The organism is Streptomyces sp. NPDC056503 (assembly GCF_042794995.1).
Classification (GTDB): domain Bacteria; phylum Actinomycetota; class Actinomycetes; order Streptomycetales; family Streptomycetaceae; genus Streptomyces.
On record NZ_JBHTST010000099.1, the window covers coordinates 13618 to 31713 of the forward strand.

Annotated in this window: 22 protein-coding genes; 15 read left to right on the forward strand and 7 right to left on the reverse strand. The window is 74.1% G+C overall.

Annotated features, from left to right (window positions below):
• Nucleotides 1-31: 31 nt before the first annotated feature.
• Nucleotides 32-262, forward strand: a complete 231-nt coding sequence (locus ACFQ8C_RS25845; RefSeq protein WP_383461761.1) for an acyl carrier protein — start codon at nt 32-34, stop codon at nt 260-262.
• A complete protein-coding gene (locus tag ACFQ8C_RS25850) occupies nt 259-906 on the forward strand; it encodes a 4'-phosphopantetheinyl transferase family protein (protein ID WP_383461763.1) in 648 nt (215 codons plus the stop codon). The genes ACFQ8C_RS25845 and ACFQ8C_RS25850 overlap by 4 nt, the downstream gene beginning before the upstream one ends.
• A 96-nt stretch (nt 907-1002) precedes the next feature.
• Here ACFQ8C_RS25850 and ACFQ8C_RS25855 read toward each other — a convergent pair whose 3' ends face one another.
• The gene (locus ACFQ8C_RS25855) at nt 1003-3396 is read right to left on the reverse strand and encodes an ATP-binding cassette domain-containing protein (protein WP_383461765.1); all 2394 of its coding nucleotides are present in this window, start codon (nt 3394-3396) and stop codon (nt 1003-1005) included.
• A gap of 146 nt (nt 3397-3542) precedes the next feature.
• Here ACFQ8C_RS25855 and ACFQ8C_RS25860 point away from each other — a divergent pair, with 146 nt between their 5' ends.
• Both ACFQ8C_RS25860 and ACFQ8C_RS25865 read left to right on the forward strand, forming a co-directional pair.
• Nucleotides 3543-3836 carry an ArsR/SmtB family transcription factor gene (locus ACFQ8C_RS25860; RefSeq protein WP_383461767.1) on the forward strand — a complete coding sequence of 98 codons (294 nt, stop codon included), beginning with the start codon at nt 3543-3545 and terminating at the stop codon, nt 3834-3836.
• Complete coding sequence (locus ACFQ8C_RS25865) at nt 3833-4219, forward strand: VOC family protein (protein ID WP_383461769.1); 387 nt, start codon at nt 3833-3835, stop codon at nt 4217-4219. Before ACFQ8C_RS25860 ends, ACFQ8C_RS25865 begins: the two co-directional genes overlap by 4 nt.
• A gap of 26 nt (nt 4220-4245) precedes the next feature.
• Here ACFQ8C_RS25865 and ACFQ8C_RS25870 read toward each other — a convergent pair whose 3' ends face one another.
• Complete coding sequence (locus ACFQ8C_RS25870; RefSeq protein WP_383461771.1) at nt 4246-4881, reverse strand: LysE family translocator; 636 nt, start codon at nt 4879-4881, stop codon at nt 4246-4248.
• Between the two features lie 140 nt (nt 4882-5021).
• On the opposite strand from ACFQ8C_RS25870, the gene ACFQ8C_RS25875 reads away from it, so the two are divergent.
• Together ACFQ8C_RS25875 and ACFQ8C_RS25880 are read left to right on the forward strand one after the other, a co-directional pair.
• Nucleotides 5022-5792 carry an alpha/beta fold hydrolase gene (locus tag ACFQ8C_RS25875; RefSeq protein ID WP_383461773.1) on the forward strand — a complete coding sequence of 257 codons (771 nt, stop codon included), beginning with the start codon at nt 5022-5024 and terminating at the stop codon, nt 5790-5792.
• Nucleotides 5793-5978: 186 nt separating this feature from the next.
• Nucleotides 5979-7634, forward strand: a complete 1656-nt coding sequence (locus tag ACFQ8C_RS25880) for a glycosyl hydrolase family 8 (protein ID WP_383461775.1) — start codon at nt 5979-5981, stop codon at nt 7632-7634.
• A 15-nt stretch (nt 7635-7649) separates the two neighbouring features.
• Here the strand turns inward: ACFQ8C_RS25880 and ACFQ8C_RS25885 are convergent, their stop codons facing one another.
• Complete coding sequence (locus ACFQ8C_RS25885; protein ID WP_383461777.1) at nt 7650-8153, reverse strand: hypothetical protein; 504 nt, start codon at nt 8151-8153, stop codon at nt 7650-7652.
• Between the two features lie 183 nt (nt 8154-8336).
• Here ACFQ8C_RS25885 and ACFQ8C_RS25890 point away from each other — a divergent pair, with 183 nt between their 5' ends.
• The 5 genes from ACFQ8C_RS25890 (at nt 8337) to ACFQ8C_RS25910 (ending at nt 12294) form a co-directional block, all read left to right on the forward strand.
• Complete coding sequence (locus ACFQ8C_RS25890) at nt 8337-8744, forward strand: hypothetical protein (RefSeq protein ID WP_383461779.1); 408 nt, start codon at nt 8337-8339, stop codon at nt 8742-8744.
• A complete protein-coding gene (locus tag ACFQ8C_RS25895; RefSeq protein WP_383461781.1) occupies nt 8737-9804 on the forward strand; it encodes a polyprenyl synthetase family protein in 1068 nt (355 codons plus the stop codon). The genes ACFQ8C_RS25890 and ACFQ8C_RS25895 overlap by 8 nt, the downstream gene beginning before the upstream one ends.
• Nucleotides 9805-9971: 167 nt before the next feature.
• Complete coding sequence (locus ACFQ8C_RS25900) at nt 9972-11156, forward strand: oxygenase MpaB family protein (protein WP_383461783.1); 1185 nt, start codon at nt 9972-9974, stop codon at nt 11154-11156.
• Nucleotides 11157-11257: 101 nt separating this feature from the next.
• Nucleotides 11258-11788, forward strand: a complete 531-nt coding sequence (locus ACFQ8C_RS25905) for an STAS domain-containing protein (protein WP_383461785.1) — start codon at nt 11258-11260, stop codon at nt 11786-11788.
• Between the two features lie 29 nt (nt 11789-11817).
• Nucleotides 11818-12294 (forward strand): ATP-binding protein, encoded by a 477-nt coding sequence (locus ACFQ8C_RS25910; RefSeq protein ID WP_383461787.1) that lies wholly within the window; start codon nt 11818-11820, stop codon nt 12292-12294.
• Here the strand turns inward: ACFQ8C_RS25910 and ACFQ8C_RS25915 are convergent.
• Nucleotides 12239-13168 carry a SigB/SigF/SigG family RNA polymerase sigma factor gene (locus ACFQ8C_RS25915; RefSeq protein ID WP_383461788.1) on the reverse strand — a complete coding sequence of 310 codons (930 nt, stop codon included), beginning with the start codon at nt 13166-13168 and terminating at the stop codon, nt 12239-12241. The genes ACFQ8C_RS25910 and ACFQ8C_RS25915 overlap by 56 nt on opposite strands.
• 162 nt (nt 13169-13330) lie before the next feature.
• Between ACFQ8C_RS25915 and ACFQ8C_RS25920 the strand changes: the two genes are divergently transcribed.
• From ACFQ8C_RS25920 to ACFQ8C_RS25930, 3 genes are read left to right on the forward strand one after another with little or no spacing between them, the layout of a single operon-like run.
• Nucleotides 13331-13852: an ATP-binding protein gene (locus ACFQ8C_RS25920; protein WP_383461789.1), complete on the forward strand. Its 522-nt coding sequence runs from the start codon at nt 13331-13333 to the stop codon at nt 13850-13852.
• A 60-nt stretch (nt 13853-13912) separates the two neighbouring features.
• Nucleotides 13913-14236, forward strand: coding sequence for a DUF3040 domain-containing protein (locus ACFQ8C_RS25925; RefSeq protein WP_383461791.1), 324 nt, complete (start codon nt 13913-13915; stop codon nt 14234-14236).
• Between the two features lie 46 nt (nt 14237-14282).
• A complete protein-coding gene (locus tag ACFQ8C_RS25930; protein WP_383461793.1) occupies nt 14283-14606 on the forward strand; it encodes a plasmid stabilization protein in 324 nt (107 codons plus the stop codon).
• A 28-nt stretch (nt 14607-14634) separates the two neighbouring features.
• Here the strand turns inward: ACFQ8C_RS25930 and ACFQ8C_RS25935 are convergent, their stop codons facing one another.
• The 3 genes from ACFQ8C_RS25935 to ACFQ8C_RS25945 all read right to left on the reverse strand — a co-directional run bounded on the left by ACFQ8C_RS25935 (nt 14635) and on the right by ACFQ8C_RS25945 (nt 17097).
• Nucleotides 14635-16077 (reverse strand): carboxyl transferase domain-containing protein, encoded by a 1443-nt coding sequence (locus tag ACFQ8C_RS25935; protein WP_383461795.1) that lies wholly within the window; start codon nt 16075-16077, stop codon nt 14635-14637.
• An 87-nt stretch (nt 16078-16164) separates the two neighbouring features.
• Complete coding sequence (locus ACFQ8C_RS25940) at nt 16165-16536, reverse strand: DUF6114 domain-containing protein (protein WP_383461797.1); 372 nt, start codon at nt 16534-16536, stop codon at nt 16165-16167.
• A 102-nt stretch (nt 16537-16638) separates the two neighbouring features.
• Nucleotides 16639-17097, reverse strand: a complete 459-nt coding sequence (locus tag ACFQ8C_RS25945; RefSeq protein ID WP_383461799.1) for a Crp/Fnr family transcriptional regulator — start codon at nt 17095-17097, stop codon at nt 16639-16641.
• Nucleotides 17098-17250: 153 nt separating this feature from the next.
• Here ACFQ8C_RS25945 and ACFQ8C_RS25950 point away from each other — a divergent pair, with 153 nt between their 5' ends.
• On the forward strand, nt 17251-17946 hold the full coding sequence (locus ACFQ8C_RS25950; protein WP_383461801.1) for an alpha/beta hydrolase: 696 nt from the start codon (nt 17251-17253) through the stop codon (nt 17944-17946).
• Nucleotides 17947-18096: the final 150 nt, after the last annotated feature.

The following is an 18096-nucleotide window of genomic DNA, read 5'->3' on the forward strand; positions in this document are numbered from 1 at the left end:
GTCGAAGACTACTCACGTGGAGAACCGCACCATGGAACGTGTCACCGCCTGGATCCAGGAGAAGAACCCCGGCCTCGAAGGCCCCGTCGACGTCCACGAGGACCTCATCGAGGCCCGGCTCATCGACTCCATGGACTTCCTGGAGTTCATCGACCTCCTGGAGGACATCTCCGGCACGTCGATCGACCTCCAGGAGGTCACCATCGACGACTTCCGCACCCTCGCCCGCGTCAGGGAACGCTTCCTCGCCCCCACCGCGTGACCCCCGGCGCCTTCGCGGTGCTGGCGACCACCCGGGAGGTCCTGGACGCGCCCGGCCTCGGGCCGCACCTCCTGGCCCCCTGGGAACTCCGCCGGCTCGCCGCGATCCGCGTCCCGGCCCGCGCGGACGACGTCCTGGCCGCGCGGCTCCTGCTCCGCCTCTGCGCCGCCCGCGCCACCGGCCGCCCGCCCGCCGCGACCGGCCTCGCCCAGCGCTGCCCCCGCTGCGGCGGGGACGGCCACGGCCGCCCGCACCTTCCCGCGTACCCCGGCCTCGGCGTCAGCGTCAGTCACGCCGACGGCCTGGTCGCGGCGGCCGTCGCGCCGGGCCCGGTCGGCGTCGACGTGGAACCCGCGGCCCGCAGGCCCGGACCCCTCCGGGTCCTCCGCCGGGTCCTGCCCGAGCCCGACCTCCGCGAGGCGCTGGCCCGGCCCGACCCGGGCCCCGCGCTCCTGCGCGCCTGGGTCCGCGCGGAGGCCCGCTTCAAGGCGGGCCCGCCGCCCCCGGAGGCCGTACCCCGCCTCCGGGAGTGGACGGACCCCCACCGCGCGGCCGTGGCGGCGGTGGCGGTGACGACGGCCACCGCGCCCGTCCTCCTGCCGCCGTCGACGGTCCTCGGAGGCCCGCCGCCCGGCCACGGGTGATCGGGCGCCCCCGTGCGGGCCGCGCTGATCGGACCCACCTGCGGGCCTCGGTGGTCGGACGCACCCGTACGGAGCCTCCGTACGGGCCCTCGGTGATCAGGCGCCCACGTACCGCGCCAGGTGCTCGCCCGTGAGGGTCGAGCGGGCGGCGACCAGGTCGGCGGGGGTGCCCTCGAAGACGATCTGCCCGCCGTCGTGGCCCGCGCCCGGCCCGAGGTCGACGATCCAGTCGGCGTGCGCCATGACGGCCTGGTGGTGCTCGACCACGATCACCGACTTGCCGGAGTCGACGAGCCGGTCGAGCAGCCCGAGCAGCTGCTCCACGTCGGCGAGGTGAAGACCGGTGGTCGGCTCGTCGAGCACGTACACACCGCCCTTGTCGCCCATGTGCGTGGCCAGCTTCAACCGCTGCCGCTCGCCGCCCGAGAGGGTCGTGAGCGGCTGGCCCAGGGTGAGGTAGCCCAGGCCGACGTCCACGAGCCGTTCCAGGATCCGGTGCGCCGCCGGCGTGCGGGCCTCGCCCGCGCCGAAGTACTCCTCCGCCTCCGACACGGACATCGCCAGGACCTCGCTGATGTCCCGCCCGCCGAGCTCGTACTCCAGGACCGAGGCCATGAACCGGCGGCCCTCGCACTCCTCGCAGGTGGTGGCCACGCCCGCCATCATCGCCAGGTCGGTGTACGTGACGCCGGCGCCGTTGCAGGTCGGGCAGGCGCCCTCCGAGTTGGCGCTGAACAGCGCCGGCTTGACGCCGTTGGCCTTGGCGAAGGCCTTGCGGATCGGGTCGAGCAGCCCGGTGTACGTCGCGGGGTTGCTGCGCCGCGAGCCGCGGATCGGGGTCTGGTCGACCGAGATCACCCCGGCGCCCGCCGGGATCGAGCCGTGCACCAGCGAGCTCTTGCCGGAGCCGGCGACGCCGGTGACCACGGCGAGCACGCCGAGCGGCAGGTCGACGTCGACCTTCCGCAGGTTGTTCGCGGTCGCGCCGCGGATCGGCAGGACGCCGGTCGGCTTCCGTACCGCGTCCTTCACCGAGGCCCGGTCGTCCAGGTGGCGCCCCGTCACGGTGTCGCTGCCGCGCAGCCCTTCGAGCGTCCCCTGGTAGGAGATCGTGCCGCCGCCGGTACCCGCGCCGGGGCCGAGGTCCACGACGTGGTCGGCGATCGCGATCGTCTCCGGCTTGTGCTCCACCACCAGGACCGTGTTGCCCTTGTCCCGCAGCCGCAGCAGGAGTTCGTTCATCCGCTGGATGTCGTGCGGGTGCAGACCGGCCGTCGGCTCGTCGAAGACGTAGGTGACGTCGGTGAGCGAGGACCCGAGGTGCCGGATCATCTTCACCCGCTGCGCCTCGCCGCCGGACAGGGTGCCCGCGGGCCGGTCGAGCGCCAGGTAGCCGAGCCCGATCTCCACGAACGAGTCCAGGGTGCGCCGCAGCGACTCCAGCAGCGGCGCCACCGAGGGATCGTCCAACTCCCGCACCCACGCGGCCAGATCGCTGATCTGCATCGCGCAGGCGTCCGCGATGCCGATCCCCCCGATCTTCGAGGAGCGGGCGCCCTCGTTCAGCCGGGTGCCGTCGCACTCCGGGCAGGTCTGGGTGGTCGTGGCCCGCTCCACGAAGGCCCGGATGTGCGGCTGGAGCGACTCGACGTCCTTCGCGAGGAAGGACTTCTGGAGTTTGGGGATCAGGCCCTCGTACGTGACGTTGACGCCCTCGACCTTGACGCGGGTCGCCTCCTTGTAGAGGAGCGTGTCCAGCTCCCGCTCGGTGTACTTCCGGATCGGCTTCGCCGGGTCGAGGAGACCGGAGAGGCGGTACGTCCGGCCGTACCAGCTGTCCGCCGTGTACCCGGGGATGGTGAGCGCGCCCTCGTCGAGCGACTTGGTGGCGTCGTACAGCTCGGCCAGGTCGATGTCGGAGACCCGGCCGCGGCCCTCGCAGCGCGGGCACATGCCGCCGGTGATGGTGAAGCTCGCCTTCTCCTTCACCGTCCGGCCGCCGCGCTCCACGGTGACCGCGCCGGCGCCGCTCACCGAGGGGACGTTGAAGGAGAAGGCCCGCGAGGAGCCGATGTGCGGGGTGCCGAGCCGGCTGAAGAGGATGCGCAGCATCGCGTTCGCGTCCGTGGCGGTGCCGACGGTGGAACGCGGGTCGGAGCCCATCCGCTGCTGGTCGACGATGATCGCGGTGGTCAGCCCGTCGAGCACGTCGACGTCGGGGCGTGCGAGGGTGGGCATGAACCCCTGGACGAAGGCGCTGTACGTCTCGTTGATCAGCCGCTGGGACTCCGCGGCGATCGTGTCGAAGACCAGCGAGCTCTTGCCGGAGCCGGAGACCCCGGTGAAGACGGTCAGCCGGCGCTTGGGGATCTCGACGCTGACGTCCTTGAGGTTGTTCTCGCGCGCGCCGAGCACGCGGATCAGCTCGTGACGGTCGGCGACGTGCGAGGAGGCGGGCGGGGTCGCGCCGTTCCGCTGGGCCGTGCTCAAAGGTTTCTCCCTCGTCAGGGCGGGCCGGTACGCGACCACCTTAGGCGGGGATCACGACCGGGACAGGGCTCACGGGCGAGCCCGGCACCACACCGGCGGCGCGCCCCCGCTTGATAGGCAAGTGGTGACTTGCCTATCGTGGCGGCATGGAGGAGGATCTGTTCAAGGCGCTGGCCGACCCGACGCGCCGGGTGATCCTCGACGAGCTGACCGAACGCGACGGGCAGTCGCTCTTCGAGATATGCGCCCGGCTGGCGACCCGGCACGGCCTCGCCATCTCCCGGCAGGCGGTCAGCCAGCACCTCGCGGTGCTGGAGACCGCCGGACTGGTCACGCCCCGTCGTGAGGGCCGCTACAAGTTCCACGACCTCGACACCCGCCCGCTCGAGCACATCGTCGCGCGATGGCTCGCCCCCGCACCCCCGGAGGACACCCCGTGAGGATCAACCTGGCCGGCGTCTTCGTCGACGAGCAGGAGAAGGCGCTCCGCTTCTACACCGACGTGCTGGGCTTCACGCTCAAGCACGACGTGCCGATCGGCGAGGACCGCTGGATCACCGTCGTCTCCCCGGAGGACCCCGAGGGCACCGAACTCGTCCTGGAGCCCTCCGGCCACCCCGCCGTCCCGCCCTACAAGGAGGCGCTGGTCGCCGACGGCATCCCCGCGACCTCCTTCGCCGTCGACGACGTGCACGCCGAGCACGCCCGCCTCACCGCCCTCGGCGTCCGCTTCACGCAGCCCCCCGTGGACATGGGTCCGGTCACCACCGCCGTACTCGACGACACCTGCGGCAACCTCATCCAGATCGCCCAGTACAGGTGACTCCGCGCACGTGACCCCGCGCGTCGTCAGTCGCTGACCGCGAGCCGTACCGCGAACGCCCCGATCACCGTGCCCGTGACCCGGTCCAGGACCCGCCGCGCCCGCGCCCCGCGCAGCCAGGTGCCGAGCGCGGTGGCGGAGGCGATCAGGACCGTGGACCAGATCATGCCGAGGACGACGTGGACGGAGGTCAGCGCGAGACCCATCGCGAAGTGCGGGGCCTCCGCCGGGATGAACTGCGGCAGGACGGCGACGTAGAAGACGCCGACCTTGGGGTTCAGCAGATTGGTGAGGGTGCCCTGGCGCCACCCGCCCGCGAGGGTGTCGGCGCCGCCGACCTCCACCTCCGCGCTCGCGCCCGAGCCGTCGCGCCGGAACGTCTCGGCGATCATGCGGCCCGCCATCCACAGCAGATAGGCGGCGCCCGCCCAGCGGAGGATCTCGTACGCGAGGTGCGAGGTGGTCAGCAGCGCCGTCACGCCCAGCGAGGTCAGCGCGCCCCAGATCAGCGTGCCGGTCTGGATGCCGAGGACGACGCCCCAGGCGCGGGTGCGGCGGCCGAGCGCGGCCGTCCGCAGGATGAGGGCCGTGTCGAGGCCCGGGGTGAGGGTGAGGAGTCCCACGACGAGAGCGAAGGACCAGAGTGCGGTGCTCGATGCCATGGAAGGCCACCGTAGCGCAGCGCCCCGGCCCGGCACCGGCCCCCTCCCCGCTCCTCCCCTCCCCGCTCCTTTCCCTCCCCGGACCCGCCCGGCATCGGTCGCCCTCCTCGGCCGCCCGCCCCGCTTCGTAGGGTGCCTCCATGAGAGAACTGTTCCTGACTGACCGTCAGGCCTGGCTGCGGTGGCTCGACCTCCCGGGGGAGGGGCCCGCACGGGTCTACCTCCACGGCCTCGGGTGTACCGCCGCCTCCGACTTCGCGCACATCGCCACCCACCCCGCGCTCGGCGGGGGACGGGCACTGCTGGTGGACCTGCTCGGGCACGGGCTGAGCGACCGGCCCGACGACTTCGACTACCGGCCCGAGGGGCAGGCGGCGGCCGTCGCCGCGCTGCTCGACCACCTCGACCTGACCGGCGTCGAGCTGGTCGGCCACTCGATGGGCGGCGCCGTGGCCATCCACCTGGCGGCGGCCCGGCCCGGGCGGATCGCCCGGCTGGTGGTCGCGGAGCCCAACCTGTACGCGGGCGGGGGCGCGTTCAGCAGGCCGGTGGCCCGTCAGCCGGAGGACACCTTCGTCCAAACCGGGTACGCGCGGATGCTGGCGCTCGCCGACCGGGTCGACTACGCGGCGCGGCTGCGGCTGGCCGACGCGCGGGCCGTGCACCGCAGCGCGGTCGCGCTCGTCGAGGGCGGCGACCCGGAGGCCGGCGACGTGCTGCGGGCGCTGACGCTGCCCCGGGCGTTCCTGGTGGGGGAGAAGAGCCTGCCGGACCGGGCGGCCGAGCAGGCTGCGGAGATGGGTGTGCCGGTCCTGGAGGTGCCCGCGGCCGGGCACAACCTGATGCTCGACAACCCCGACGGCTTCGCCGCCGCCCTCGCCCGGGCCCTGACACTCTCCGGTAGCCGGTAGCCGGTAGCCGGTAGCCGGTAGCCGGTAGCCGGTAGCCAGTAGCCAGTAGCCAATATCCGGCGGGCGTTCGGCGGGCGTTCGGGTGCGGGGTCTTGCGCAGGGTCCCCGCCTCTCTCTACGCTCGGCGCGCCGATAGTTAGGAACGTTTCCTAACGAGCGATCGCCCTGGAGAGAAAGGGAGTTGTCATGCGCCGACGAAGCGCCATCCCGCTCGGACTCGCCGCTCTACTGGCCCTGCCCCTCGCCGTCCTGCCCGAGAGCGAGGCCGAGGCCGCCGACGCCCTCGTCTCCGCGGGCAGGCCCGCGACGTCCTCGTCCGTGGAGGGCTCGGGCTTCGCCCCCGGCCTTGCCGTGGACGGCAGCCGCACCACCCGCTGGGCGAGCCTGGAGGGCGTCGATCCGCAGTGGCTGCGGATCGACCTCGGGGCGAACCACACCCTCTCCCGGGTCAAGCTCGACTGGGAGGCCGCGTACGCCAAGACGTACCGCGTCCAGACCTCGGCCGACGGTTCCACCTGGACCGACGTCTACTCGACCACCAGCGGGGACGGTGCCGTCGACGACCTCGCGGTCTCCGGCAGCGGCCGGTACGTCCGGGTGTACGGGACCGGCCGGGGCACCCCGTACGGCTACTCGCTCTACGAGTTCGAGGTCTACGGCTCCCCGACCGGCGGCGGAGGCGGGGGCACCGGCCCCGGCGTGCCCTTCGGCAGCCACCTCAGGCCCTACGCGGCCGGCATGCTCAAGCCCTCCGGCGCCCAGTCCGGCATCGACCAGAAGGTCGTCGACTACTACCACCGCTGGAAGGCCGCCTTCGTCCGGCAGAACTGCGGCAACGGCTGGTACCAGGTCGTCTCGCCCGACGCCGACCACCCCTACGTCGCCGAAGCCCAGGGTTACGGCATGGTCATCGCCGCCACCATGGCCGGCGCCGACCCCGACGCCAAGAAGATCTTCGACGGCCTGGTCAAGTGGAAGCTCGACCACCCCTCGTCCGTCAACCCCGACCTCCTCGCCGCCGAACAGGACGTGAACTGCCGCAGCGTCAACGGCGGCGACGGCGCCACCGACGGCGACATGGACGTCGCCTACGGCCTGCTCCTCGCCGACAAGCAGTGGGGCAGCACGGGCACGTACGACTACAAGGCGCTCGCCCTCAAGCACATCGCCGCCATCAAGAAGGACGAGCTGAACTCCACCACCAAGCTCCTCAAGCTCGGCGACTGGTCCAGCGCGGGCGACCAGTACTACTACATCTCCCGCACCTCGGACTGGATGGTCGACCACTTCCGCGCCTTCCGCGCGGCCACCGGCGACACCACCTGGGACGCGGTCCGCACCGCCCACCAGACGCAGATCGCCCACCTCCAGTCCGGCTACGCGCCGGGCACCGGCCTCCTCCCCGACTTCGTCGTCGACACGAACACCAGCCCCAAGCCGGCCCCCGGCGAGGTCCTGGAGGACCCGAACGACGGCCAGTACTGGTGGAACGCCTGTCGCACCCCCTGGCGCGTCGCCGACGACGCCGTGACCAGCGGCGACGCCAAGTCCCTCGCCGCCGCGCGCAAGTTGAACGGCTGGATCAAGAGCAAGACCGGTGGCGACCCCGGCAAGATCGCCATGGGCTACAGGCTCGACGGCACCCAGATCTCCGCCGGCAGCGAGGCCGCCTTCTTCGCCCCCTTCGCGGTCGCCGCCATGACCGACTCCGGCAGCCAGGCCTGGCTCGACGCCCTCTGGAACAAGATGGTCGCCACTCCGATCGACACCGGCAGCTACTTCTCCGCGAGCATCCAGCTCCAGGTGATGATCACGGTCTCCGGCAACCACTGGGTCCCGTAGCGCCCGGCACCGCGGTCAGCCCCTGACGACCAGTCCCTCCCGAGGATCGGCGCGGACCCCCGCCTGCCAGGCGGTGGGTCCGCACTTCTCGCCGTTCGGGGTGACCGCGCGCAGCGCGACCCGCGCGGAGCGGTCGTGGACGACCCGGCCGCCGTCGGCCGGGTCGGTGACCGTGAAGCGCACCGCCACCTCCCGCGGCCCGTCCTCCTCCGGCAGCCGCACCTGGAGGAAGGCGGAGGTGCCGTCGCCCGGTACCGGGGCCTCGCGCTCCCGGCACCGTGCGTCGGCGCAGAACCGGAAGCGGGAGCCGGCGGGGAAGTCCGCCGGGCGCCAGGTCGCGGTCACGCCGGACTCGGAGTCGATCAGGGTGCAGACCGACCCCGGCGAGGGCCGGCAGCCCGCCGCCAGGAGTACGGCGGCGGACGCCACCACGGCGGTTCCGGAGCGCCGGGCGGGGGAGCGGTAGCGGTGGACGGGGGAGCGGCGGACGGAGGAGCGGCGGGCGAGGGTCGCGGACATGTGGAGCATGGGGAACCGACTACCCGCGGTGGGAGCGGAGTTCCAGGGGGGTTCACCGTCCCTCCACCGGAACTCCCGTCCATGATCACCTGAACGAGTGAGCGCGCCTCCCGGGCGCCTCCGCCCCTGGTCCATGCTGGCCCGGTACCCCTCACCCCTTCCCCTCCGAGGAGCCGGCCCGGCATGACCCACCCCACGCCCCCGGGCGAACGCCCGGACGAAAAGGCCCTGTTGATGGCCGCAGGCCTCGCCGACCTGGTCGTGGACACGATCGGCACCGCCGCCGGTTCGCTCCGCTCCCTCCTGGGCCGCGCCGACTCCGCGGACATCGCCCAGGACGCCGCCGCCGACCTCCGCGCCCGTGGCCGGCTCGCCCTCGACCGGCTCGCCGCCGACCGCGACGGCCCCCGCTCCCTCCCGCACATGGAGCTCCTGGCCCGCGAGGCCGCCGCCCGCCGGGCCGCCCCCACGCCTCCCGCCCCCACGCCTCCCGCCCCCGCGCCTTCCGCCCCCGCGCCTTCCGCCCCCGTGCCTCCCGTCACCGAACCGGGCGCCCACCGTTCCGGTCCCGAGGCCGCCCCCGATGTCTGACGCCTGGGTGCCGGAGGAGTTCAAGGCCCGGACGGACGCGGTCCTCGCCGGGTTCCTCGACGAGGAGGCCGCCGAACTCCTCGCCGTCGACGAGGCCCTCGACCCGCTCGCCGAGGCGTTGCGCACCACCGCCCACCACGGCAAACGGCTCCGCGCGGCGTTCTGCTACTGGGGCTGGCGGGCCGCCGGGCAGCCCGACAGCGATGCCCTGATGCGGGCCGCGGCCGCCATGGAGCTCGTCCACGCGGCCGCCGTCGTCCACGACGACCTCATCGACGACAGCCCCCTGAGGCACGGCCGGCCCACCGCCCACCACGCCTTCGAGGCGCTGCCCGGGAGGGGGCCGGGAACCCGAGGCCGCCCGCGGGCGGCCGCCCGCGCGCTCGCCCTGCTCCTCGGCGACCACCTGATGGCCCTCGCCGGCCGCCTCTACGCCGAGTCGGGGCTGCCCGTCGCGTACCTCTCCCGGGGCAGGCCGCTCTGGGCCGCCCTCGCCCGTGAACTCGTCGCCGGCGAAGCGCTGGAGATCCTCCACACCGGCGGACTCCCGGACACCGGCACCTCCCTCAAGGTGATCCGGTACAAGACCGCCAAGTACACCGTCGAACAGCCGGTCCTCCTCGGCGCGTTGCTGGCCGGCGCGCCCGCCGCCCTCCGCGAGGGGCTCTCCCGCTACGGGCTGCCGCTGGGCGAGGCGTTCCAGCTCCGCGACGACCTGCTCGGCCTCTTCGGCGACCCGGCCCGCACCGGCAAGGAGCCCCTCGACGACCTCCGCGCCGGCCGCCCCACCGTGCTCCTCGCCGAGACCTGGCGGGCCGCCGACCCCGCGCGGCGGGAGCTGCTGCGGCGGACGCTCGCCGGGGACGAGCCGCCGGACGACGGCGAACTGCGGGAGGTGCGCGCGCTGATGGGCGAGCTCGGCGCGCCCGCACGGGTCGAGCGGATGATCGCCGGCCGCGTCGAGGAGGCCGTCCGCACCCTCGACGAACTCGACCTGCCGGCCGCCGCCCACCGCGCCCTCACGGACCTGGCCCACCGCGCCGCCGTCCGTCACCACTGACCCCCACCGCGCTGCCGCACTGCACCCACTGCACCCACTGCACCCACTGCACCCACTGCACCCACCGCACTCACCGCACTCACCGCACTCACCGCACTCACCGCACTCACCGCACTCACCGCACTCACCGCACTCACCGCACCCCTCGCCTCCCAGGAGCGCCCGCCGTGACCGGCACCACCCACGCCACCGCCACCCCGTACACCGAGGCGGACCTCGACGCCCTGCGCCACGGCGGCGACGAGCTCGCCGACGCGGTCGTCGCCACCCTCTTCGAGCGCGGCGAGGTCGGCCTCTTCAACTCCCTCATGCGGTACGTCTCCGTCTCCGGACAGGAACTGCCCGCGGGCCTTCCGGACGTGGCCCGCGAGTACCTGGAGGCGACGGCCGTCCCGCCCGCCTGGGTCGACTGGAACGAGATGGAGAAGGCCCGGCTCTTCTTCACCGACAACAACGTCCACATCAACACCGCCCTCTCCTTCGCCTCCATGCCCGCCTGCTACGTCGTCCCGCGCGTCGCCCGGCTGCTCTCCGCCACCCACGGCCTGCACTACCCGAGCAAGCGCATGGCGGAGACCGGCCAGTTCACGACGTACCTCATGCGGCCCGACGCCTTCGAGGCCGGCGGCCGGTTCGTCCCCGCCGCGCAGAAGGTACGGCTCCTGCACGCCTCCATCCGTCACCACCTGGTCCGCGCGGACCGCTGGGACACCGCCGTCGACGGGGTGCCGATCTGCCAGGAGGACATGATCGGCGGGCAGATGTTCTTCTCGATGCTCGTCCTCGACAGCCTCCACCGGCTCGGCGTCCACATGTCGACCGAGGGCGCGGAGGCGTACTACTACGCCTGGCGGGTGGTCGGCGCGATCCTCGGCGTCGACCAGACGGCCGTGCCGAAGTCCCTCGAAGAGGCGCGCCGCTTCCTCGACCTCTACCTGCTGCGGCACATGGGCCCCTCGGAGGAGGGCGTCGTGCTGACCCGGCAGCTGATCGACCTGTACGAGGAGGTCGTCCCCGGCACCTTGTTCGACCCGGTCGTCTCCGCCCTGATCCGGCACCTCGTGGGCGACACCGTCGGCGACTGGCTCGACGTGCCCCGCAGCCGCTGGGACACCGCCGTGAAGGCGCTGCCGACGCTGCTGGGGGTCCTGGAGTCGGTGGAGGACGCCTCGCCGTTCGCGGCCTGGGCGCTCGACCGGCTGGGCCACCTCACCTCGGTCTTCGAGCTGTCCGCGCTCACCCGGGGCCGGGTGATGCACTACGCCATCCCCGAGCACCTCAGGAAGGAGTACGGCGTCGGTACGGGCGTGGCCCGCAACCAGCGCTGGACGCCGCCCCCGGTCACCCTCTGAGCCGACGGCCGGGGCTCTCCCTCGCACGGCGCCGGGGCTCTCCCTCGCACAGTGGGGCCTACGGGTCGAAAATGGACTCACCCGGTGAAGGTGAGGTGCGCATGGACGGCGTGGAGGGAACGCCCGGCAGCGGTCCGCCGACGGGTCGGCCGGAGCGGTTCAGGGTGGACGTACGGCCGGCCTGGGGCCGGGAGACCGTCGTCGTGGCGCCGTTCGGGGAGCTCGACCACGACACGGTCGAGCCGCTCGGCACCGCCCTGGAGAAGCACGCCGACGCGGCACGGATCGTCGTCGACTGCGCCGGACTCGACTTCTGCGACTCCACCGGCCTGAACCTGCTGCTCAGAGCCCGCGCCCGGGCACGGGACGCGGGTGCGGAGCTGGACCTGGCCGGGCTGCGGCCCCCGGTGGACCGGATGTTCGAGATCACCGGGGCGCTGCGCGTCTTCCGGGTGTACGCGGACGTCGGCGAGGCCCTCACGGACGACAGGACCACCGACAGGACCACCGACAGGACCACCGACGGGAGCACTGACGGAGGCGCCGGCGGAGGTGCCGGCGGACCGGGTGACGGATCCGCCGGCGGGCCGGGCGCCGGGACGGGCGGCGCCCCTCCCGGCGACCCGGTCTGATGGGATCGCCGGTCGTGCGGGAGGGCGGGATGACCCAGGGCGACGACACCCCCGTGCGGCAGACGCGCCGGCTGCTGCTGCACGGCAGCGCGGGCGCGGTCTCCTCGTGCCGGGACTTCACGGCGCGGGCGCTCGCCGACTGGGGCTGGATCCCCGCCGAGAGCGCCCAGGCCCGCGAGCGGGTCGAGGACGTCCTGCTGCTCGTCTCCGAGGTCGTCACCAACGCCTGTCTGCACGGCGGCGGTCCGGAGGAGTTCGTGCTCCGGCACGCGGACGGGCTGCTCCGGGTCGAGGTCGCCGACCACAGCCCCGAACACCCCCGGCGGATGGCGCCCCGCTCGCCCTCCCTGCCCGGCGGTCACGGGCTCATGGTCCTCGACCGGCTGGCGACCGACTGGGGTTCCTCGGACCGGGGGCCGGGGACGGTGGGCAAGGTCGTGTGGCTGGAGGTCAGCAGGCCGTCGCGTCCGCCGTGGCGGCGTCGTCGTCCAGCAGACCGGCCTTGAGCTCGCCGAGGATGCGGGCGAGGAGCCGGGAGACGTGCATCTGGGAGAGCCCGATCCGGCTGCCGATCTCGGCCTGGGTCAGCTCCTCGCCGAAGCGCAGGGAGAGGATCCGCCGGTCGCGGTCGCAGAGCCGGGCGAGCAGCGGCCGCAGCGAGTCCAGGTCGTCGATCAGCTCGTAGGCGGGTTCGTCGACGGCCGTGCGACGGCCGGACGTCCCCCGCGGGGCGCGGGACTCCTCGTCGCCGACGGGGGCGTCCAGCGAGTGGGCGGTGTAGCCGTTGGCGGCGAGCTCCCCCTCCGCGACCTCCTCCGCGGTGAGGTGCAGCCGCTCGGCCAGTGCGGCACGGTCCGGTCGGTGCCCGTCGCGCTGTTCCAGGGCGTCGGACGCCTTGGCCAGGTCGATGCGCAGCTCCTGGAGGCGGCGTGGCACCCGGACCGCCCAGCCGGTGTCCCGGAAGAACCGCTTCATCTCGCCGACGATCGTCGGCAGCGCGAAGGCGGAGAACTCGACGCCGCGCTCCGGGTCGAACCGTTCGATCGCCTTGATCAGCCCGATCGTCCCCACCTGCACGATGTCCTCCATCGGCTCCGGGCGACCGCGGAAGCGCCGGGCGGCGAACTTCACCAGGCTCAGGTTCAGCTCGACCAGGGTGTTGCGCACGTACGCGCGCTCAGGGGTGCCCTCGTCGAGTTCCCGGAGCCGTACGAACATCGCCACGGAGAGGCTCCGGGCGTCGCCGGTGGAGGACGCGAGCGGGTTCACCGGTTCCGGCAGCCCCCCCAGCGCACGCCGCCGGGTCGCGGCCGAGAGGGGCGTCTCCTGGCGGGCGGGGGCCGTGCGGGTGGGTGTGTAGGGGGTTCCGCCGGTGGTCATAAGGGTTCCTTCGACGGTTCCGAGGGACCGGCGCCACCTCCGGAAGGGAAGCGGGCGTCACGGGCCACCGGTTGAGCGTCCTCGTGTGAAGGATTCCCCCTCAGTGGCTTTTGACTCGTTTCATCAGCGTTTAACCCGATAGGTCAAGGTTAGGGGCGTTTCATGGCGGCACGTGAGAGGAACCGTGGGACCTGGTCGAGGCGGTACGCGCGCGGCGGAGGCCCTGGCACCGCCGGCACCTTCCGTGATCTCGCGGCACAGGCCGTGGCCGACTGGTACGGGCCGCTCTCCCCGAGGGCCAGGACGGCCGCCGGCGACGTACAGCTGCTCGTCACCGAGCTCGTCGCCCACGCGGTGCGGCGCGGCACGGTCCCGTACGAGCTCCGCATCGACCGTTCCGCGGACGGCGTCTGGCTCCAGGTGAGCGACACCGGCACGGAGGCCCCCCGCCCGGAGGGCCGGCACCGGCCGGGCATCCCCTGCCGGAACAGCCTCTATCTGGTCCAGCGGCTCGCCGCGGCCTGGGGCTGGATGCCACGGGAGCACGGCGGGACCGTGTGGTGCGAGGTCCACTTCCCGCCGCTCGAAGCCACCGGCCGGAAGGACGGCCCGAGGGCGCTGTCCGAGGACACCGGCCGGGAGCACGCCCCGAGGGCGCTGTCCGAAGGCGCCGCGGGAGGGTAGCCGCGCGGTGGGACGACCCCGCCGCCCCGCGCGGGACCCTGACCGAAGGAGGTGTCCGCGATGGACGAGGCCCGGCTCTCCGCACACGAGCGGCGCGTACTCGCCGAGATCGAGCGGGACCTGAGCGCCGACGAGAGGCTCGCCCGCCACATGGCCGGACGCCGGCCGGCCCTCCGCCCTCCCCGGAGCACGGGGCGCGGCGGACTGGGCGCCGCGGCGCTCGGGGCCGCGACACTCGCCCTGCTCGTCCTCGCGGTGGTGACCTCGACCCCGGCCCTGATCTGGGCCTTCGCCGCCGTCTGGGTGGTGACGCTGCTCCTGCTGCTGCGCCTGGTGGTCCGCTGGACCCGGCGGCACGTCCACGGCGGACGGCCCGGCGACTGACCGTACCGAACGGCCCGACGACTGACCGCACCGAGAGGAGAGCGCGATGCCCCGCGGATCGAACGCCAAGCGCGAGAGGCAGTACGAGCACATCAAGGACAGCGCGCTGGACCGCGGCGAGAGCGAGTCACGCGCGCAGGAGATCGCCGCCCGCACGGTGAACAAGGAACGCGCCCGGGCCGACGAGTCGACGACCGCGAGCAAGAGCTCGACCCAGGACATGTCCTCCTCCCGCCGGGGCGGGAAGCGCTCCCACACCGGCGCCCAGGGCCCCACCTACGACCAGCTCTACGCCGAGGCCCGGCGCCGCGACCTGCACGGCAGGTCCCGGATGAACAAGGCCGAGCTGAAGCGGAAGCTCGGCCACTGACCCACCCCCGGACCCCGACGCTCCGGCCTCAGCGGACCCCGCCGCCGGAGGCCGGAGCCGGGCGGGCGCCGACCACACCCCGTACGACACCCAGGTCGACCAGGTCCAGCGGACGCAGGCGCAGGTCGTCGGCGGTCGTGTCCGAGTCCTCCGGAGGGCGTTTCAGGATGGCCGCCGCGAGTTCGGGGGCGATGACGGAGAAGTACGAGTCCGGGGTCGCCCAGGTGTTGCCGGGCGCCGCCAGGGCCAGCGCGCCGCCCGAGCCGCCCTCGCCCACGAGCAGGGCGGTGACCGGTACCCGGGCCTCCGCGACGGCCCCGAAGAGCTCCGCGATGGCCGGGCCCGCGCCGGCGCGTTCGGCCTCGGCGTCGTTCGCGGCGCCCGGGGTGTCGATCAGCGTCAGGACCGGGATCCCCAGGCGGCCCGCCAGCCGTATCAGCCGGGCGGCGGTCCGGAAGCCGGCCGGTCGGGTCGCGGTCCCGCACTGGGCCGCGTACGCGGCCGTACGCCCGTCCGGCAGGCGGCCGAAGCCGCACCGGGTCCCCGGATCGGTACCGCCCGCGCGGTCGCCGGACAGCTCCGCCCGTTCGGTGAAGACCTCGGCCAGGTAGCGGTCGGCGCGCGGCCGCTCCGGGCGGCGGGCGGCCGCCACCGCCTCGCGTCCGCTCCCGGCCGGCTCCGTGGCGCCGAGCGCGTACGGCGGCGGGACCGGGCCCTCGGAGGGGCGGGTGAGCAGCGACAGCCAGCGGCCCAGCACCTCCCGCAGCTCCTCCGCCGGGACGACCCCGTCGACGTGCCCGTGGGCGAGCTGGGACTCGGCGGTGTACGCGGCGGGGTCGGCGTCCCGCGGCCGGACCCGGGAGCCCGCGAAGCCGACCTGCGCGCCTGGCAGCGCGAGGACCACGTCGGAGCCCGCCCCGAGGGTGGCCCAGCCGCCGCCGGTCGTCGGATCGCGCAGGACCGCGAGCTGCGGCAGCCCCGCGGCCCGGGTGAGCGCCGACTCCCCGGCCAGCCGCTGGAGCTGGACCAGCGCCCGCATCCCCTCCTGCATCCGGCTGCCACCCGTCGCCAGGAGGACGGTCACGGGCAGCCGGTGCGCCCGGGCGTGGGCGTGCGCGGCGGCGACCCGGTCCCCGGTGCCCTCGCCGATCGAACCGCCCAGGAAGCCGAACGCGAACGAGACGAGCACCGTCCGGGTCCCGCGGACCGTGCCGGTGCCGCAGACGACGGACTCGGTCTCGCCGGACCGGGCGGCGGCAGCGGCCCGGGCCCGGCCGTATCCCGGCCAGCCGATCGGGCCGTCACCGCCGGCCGCGCCCGCCGGGAAGGAATCCTCCGGGCCGACCGTGCCCCCGGGGAACGACCCCTGCGGGAAGGCGCCCTCCGCGAAGGCGGGCACGTCGGAGGGAAGTTCGGTGAAGTCGTCGGTGACGAGGGCCAGTGCCTCGCGCGCGCTCGCGGCTGCTGCCATCGGGGGCCTCCCGTCCGTCGCCAGGTCACGTCACCGTACCGCCGGGTAGCCGGCGGGGACGGGCCCGCGCCCCCGGTGCGGCGGAGGTCACTCCGGCCGGTCGCCCGACCGTTGTGCCAGGGCGAGCACGCCGCCCGCGAGCCCCAGCGTCAGCCCGAGCAGGAACCCGCCGAGGTCCGAGGCCACCCAGGACGCGAGCGAGGCGACCACGCCGACCGCCGCGTACGGCCGCCGCCGGCGGGGGTCGGCGACGACCAGCAGCCCGCAGCCGGCCATCACCAGCGGCACCACGTACCGGACCTCGCCCGAGACGAGCGCCGCGGGACCGGCGCGCTGGACCAGCAGGATCTCCGCACCGCCCAGCGCGAGGAGCAGACCGGCGCCGAACGGCCGCCCGCGCCGCCGGACCCGCCACCGCTCCCGGAGCACGGGCGTCGTGCGCGCGTCGGGCGGGACCATGCGGGGCTCCTGACGTCGGCGGCGGAGCGGTACGCGGCGTGGCGGCCGTCCGGACCGTACGGCCGGCGCCACGAGAGGTCAACGCCCGTGCGCCACGGAACCTCAGGCCATGATCCCGCTGCCGTGCGGCGCGTACAGATCGAGCAGCCGCACCCGGGTCACCTGGAGCCGGTGGGCCAGGATCGACCCCACCCAGAAGAAGACGGCCGACCCGAACTCCCGGTCGGTGAGGCACATCGCCCGCACCGCCGTCGCGTCGAACTCGTACGCCCTGACGGGCGTCATCGCCTCCGCCCCCGACTGGCACAGATACGGCGGGAAGAGCCAGGACAGGCCCACCAGCTCGCCGTGGCGCAGGGTCTCGATCACCGGTGACCCCCGCCCCGGCACCTTGGCGTCCAGGCTCACGGCGCCCGTCTTCACGATCCAGAACCGGTCCGCGTGCCGCTGCTCCTCGAAGAGGCGGTCCCCGGACTCGAAGTAGACGTCCTCGGCGAAGGCCATAAGCCGCTCGCGGTGCTCGGCCGGCAGCGAACCGACCTTGGGTGCGGCACTCCTCATGACGGGCCCTCCTCCTCGCGCGTGCGGCTCCGCTCCCAGTCTCCGCCCACCACGCCCGGACCGCAGGCGGCGGAGGTGCGGGGTCACCCCACCGGCCGTAACGTCGCCCCGGGGCGGGATCCGTACATCCCCAGCGAGAACGGCGACCACGTCATGGCAGACAACGAGCCCACCATCGTCCTCGTCCACGGTTTCTGGGGCGGCGCGGCCCACTGGGCCAAGGTCGTCGTCGAACTCCACCGCCGCGGCCACCACCGGCTCCACGCCGTCGAGAACCCCCTCACCTCCCTGGCCGACGACGCCGAACGCACCCGCAAGATGGTCCGGCAGGTCGACGGCCCCGTCCTCCTCGTCGGCCACTCCTACGGCGGAGCCGTCATCACCGAGGCCGGCGACCTGCCGAACGTCACCGGGCTCGTCTACGTCGCGGCCTTCGCGCCCGACGCGGGGGAGAGCCCCGGACAGCTCAGCCAGGAGCACCCGCCGGCCGCCTTCGAGGCCATCGCCCCCGACTCCGACGGCTACCTCTGGATCCGGCAGGACGCCTTCCGGGAGAGCTTCGCCCAGGACCTCGACGCCGACGAGGCCCTCGTCATGGCGGTGACGCAGAAGGCTCCGCTCGGATCCACCTTCGGCGACACCGTCACCGCCCCCGCCTGGCGGGCCAAGCCCACCTGGTACCAGGTGTCCACCGAGGACCGCATGATCCACCCCGACAACGAACGCCGCATGGCGGCCCGCATGAACCCCCGGAAGACCGTCGAACTCGACGCCTCCCACGCCTCCCTCGCCTCCCGGCCCCGGGAGATCTGCGACCTGATCGACCTCGCCGTCCGCGAGAGCGCCTGACCGCCCCGCGCCTGACCGCCCCGCGCCTGACCGCCCCGCGCCGCACCGCTCGCCCCGCGCCTGACCGCCCCGCGCCGCACCGCTCGCCCCGCGCCTGACCGCCCCGCACCGCACCGCCCCTGTCTGTTATACACATGTCCGGGCCCACGA

Bases quoted from the DNA above. Each gene is read 5' to 3' on its own strand.
- ACFQ8C_RS25845 (WP_383461761.1), top strand. From the start codon at position 32: ATGGAACGTGTCACCGCCTGGATCCAGGAGAAGAACCCCGGCCTCGAA.
- ACFQ8C_RS25860 (WP_383461767.1), top strand. From the start codon at position 3,543: ATGGAGGAGGATCTGTTCAAGGCGCTGGCCGACCCGACGCGCCGGGTG.
- ACFQ8C_RS25870 (WP_383461771.1), bottom strand. From the start codon at position 4,881: ATGGCATCGAGCACCGCACTCTGGTCCTTCGCTCTCGTCGTGGGACTC.
- ACFQ8C_RS25875 (WP_383461773.1), top strand. From the start codon at position 5,022: ATGAGAGAACTGTTCCTGACTGACCGTCAGGCCTGGCTGCGGTGGCTC.
- ACFQ8C_RS25880 (WP_383461775.1), top strand. From the start codon at position 5,979: ATGCGCCGACGAAGCGCCATCCCGCTCGGACTCGCCGCTCTACTGGCC.
- ACFQ8C_RS25885 (WP_383461777.1), bottom strand. From the start codon at position 8,153: ATGTCCGCGACCCTCGCCCGCCGCTCCTCCGTCCGCCGCTCCCCCGTC.
- ACFQ8C_RS25890 (WP_383461779.1), top strand. From the start codon at position 8,337: ATGACCCACCCCACGCCCCCGGGCGAACGCCCGGACGAAAAGGCCCTG.
- ACFQ8C_RS25895 (WP_383461781.1), top strand. From the start codon at position 8,737: ATGTCTGACGCCTGGGTGCCGGAGGAGTTCAAGGCCCGGACGGACGCG.
- ACFQ8C_RS25905 (WP_383461785.1), top strand. From the start codon at position 11,258: ATGGACGGCGTGGAGGGAACGCCCGGCAGCGGTCCGCCGACGGGTCGG.
- ACFQ8C_RS25910 (WP_383461787.1), top strand. From the start codon at position 11,818: ATGACCCAGGGCGACGACACCCCCGTGCGGCAGACGCGCCGGCTGCTG.
- ACFQ8C_RS25915 (WP_383461788.1), bottom strand. From the start codon at position 13,168: ATGACCACCGGCGGAACCCCCTACACACCCACCCGCACGGCCCCCGCC.
- ACFQ8C_RS25920 (WP_383461789.1), top strand. From the start codon at position 13,331: ATGGCGGCACGTGAGAGGAACCGTGGGACCTGGTCGAGGCGGTACGCG.
- ACFQ8C_RS25925 (WP_383461791.1), top strand. From the start codon at position 13,913: ATGGACGAGGCCCGGCTCTCCGCACACGAGCGGCGCGTACTCGCCGAG.
- ACFQ8C_RS25930 (WP_383461793.1), top strand. From the start codon at position 14,283: ATGCCCCGCGGATCGAACGCCAAGCGCGAGAGGCAGTACGAGCACATC.
- ACFQ8C_RS25935 (WP_383461795.1), bottom strand. From the start codon at position 16,077: ATGGCAGCAGCCGCGAGCGCGCGCGAGGCACTGGCCCTCGTCACCGAC.
- ACFQ8C_RS25940 (WP_383461797.1), bottom strand. From the start codon at position 16,536: ATGGTCCCGCCCGACGCGCGCACGACGCCCGTGCTCCGGGAGCGGTGG.
- ACFQ8C_RS25945 (WP_383461799.1), bottom strand. From the start codon at position 17,097: ATGAGGAGTGCCGCACCCAAGGTCGGTTCGCTGCCGGCCGAGCACCGC.
- ACFQ8C_RS25950 (WP_383461801.1), top strand. From the start codon at position 17,251: ATGGCAGACAACGAGCCCACCATCGTCCTCGTCCACGGTTTCTGGGGC.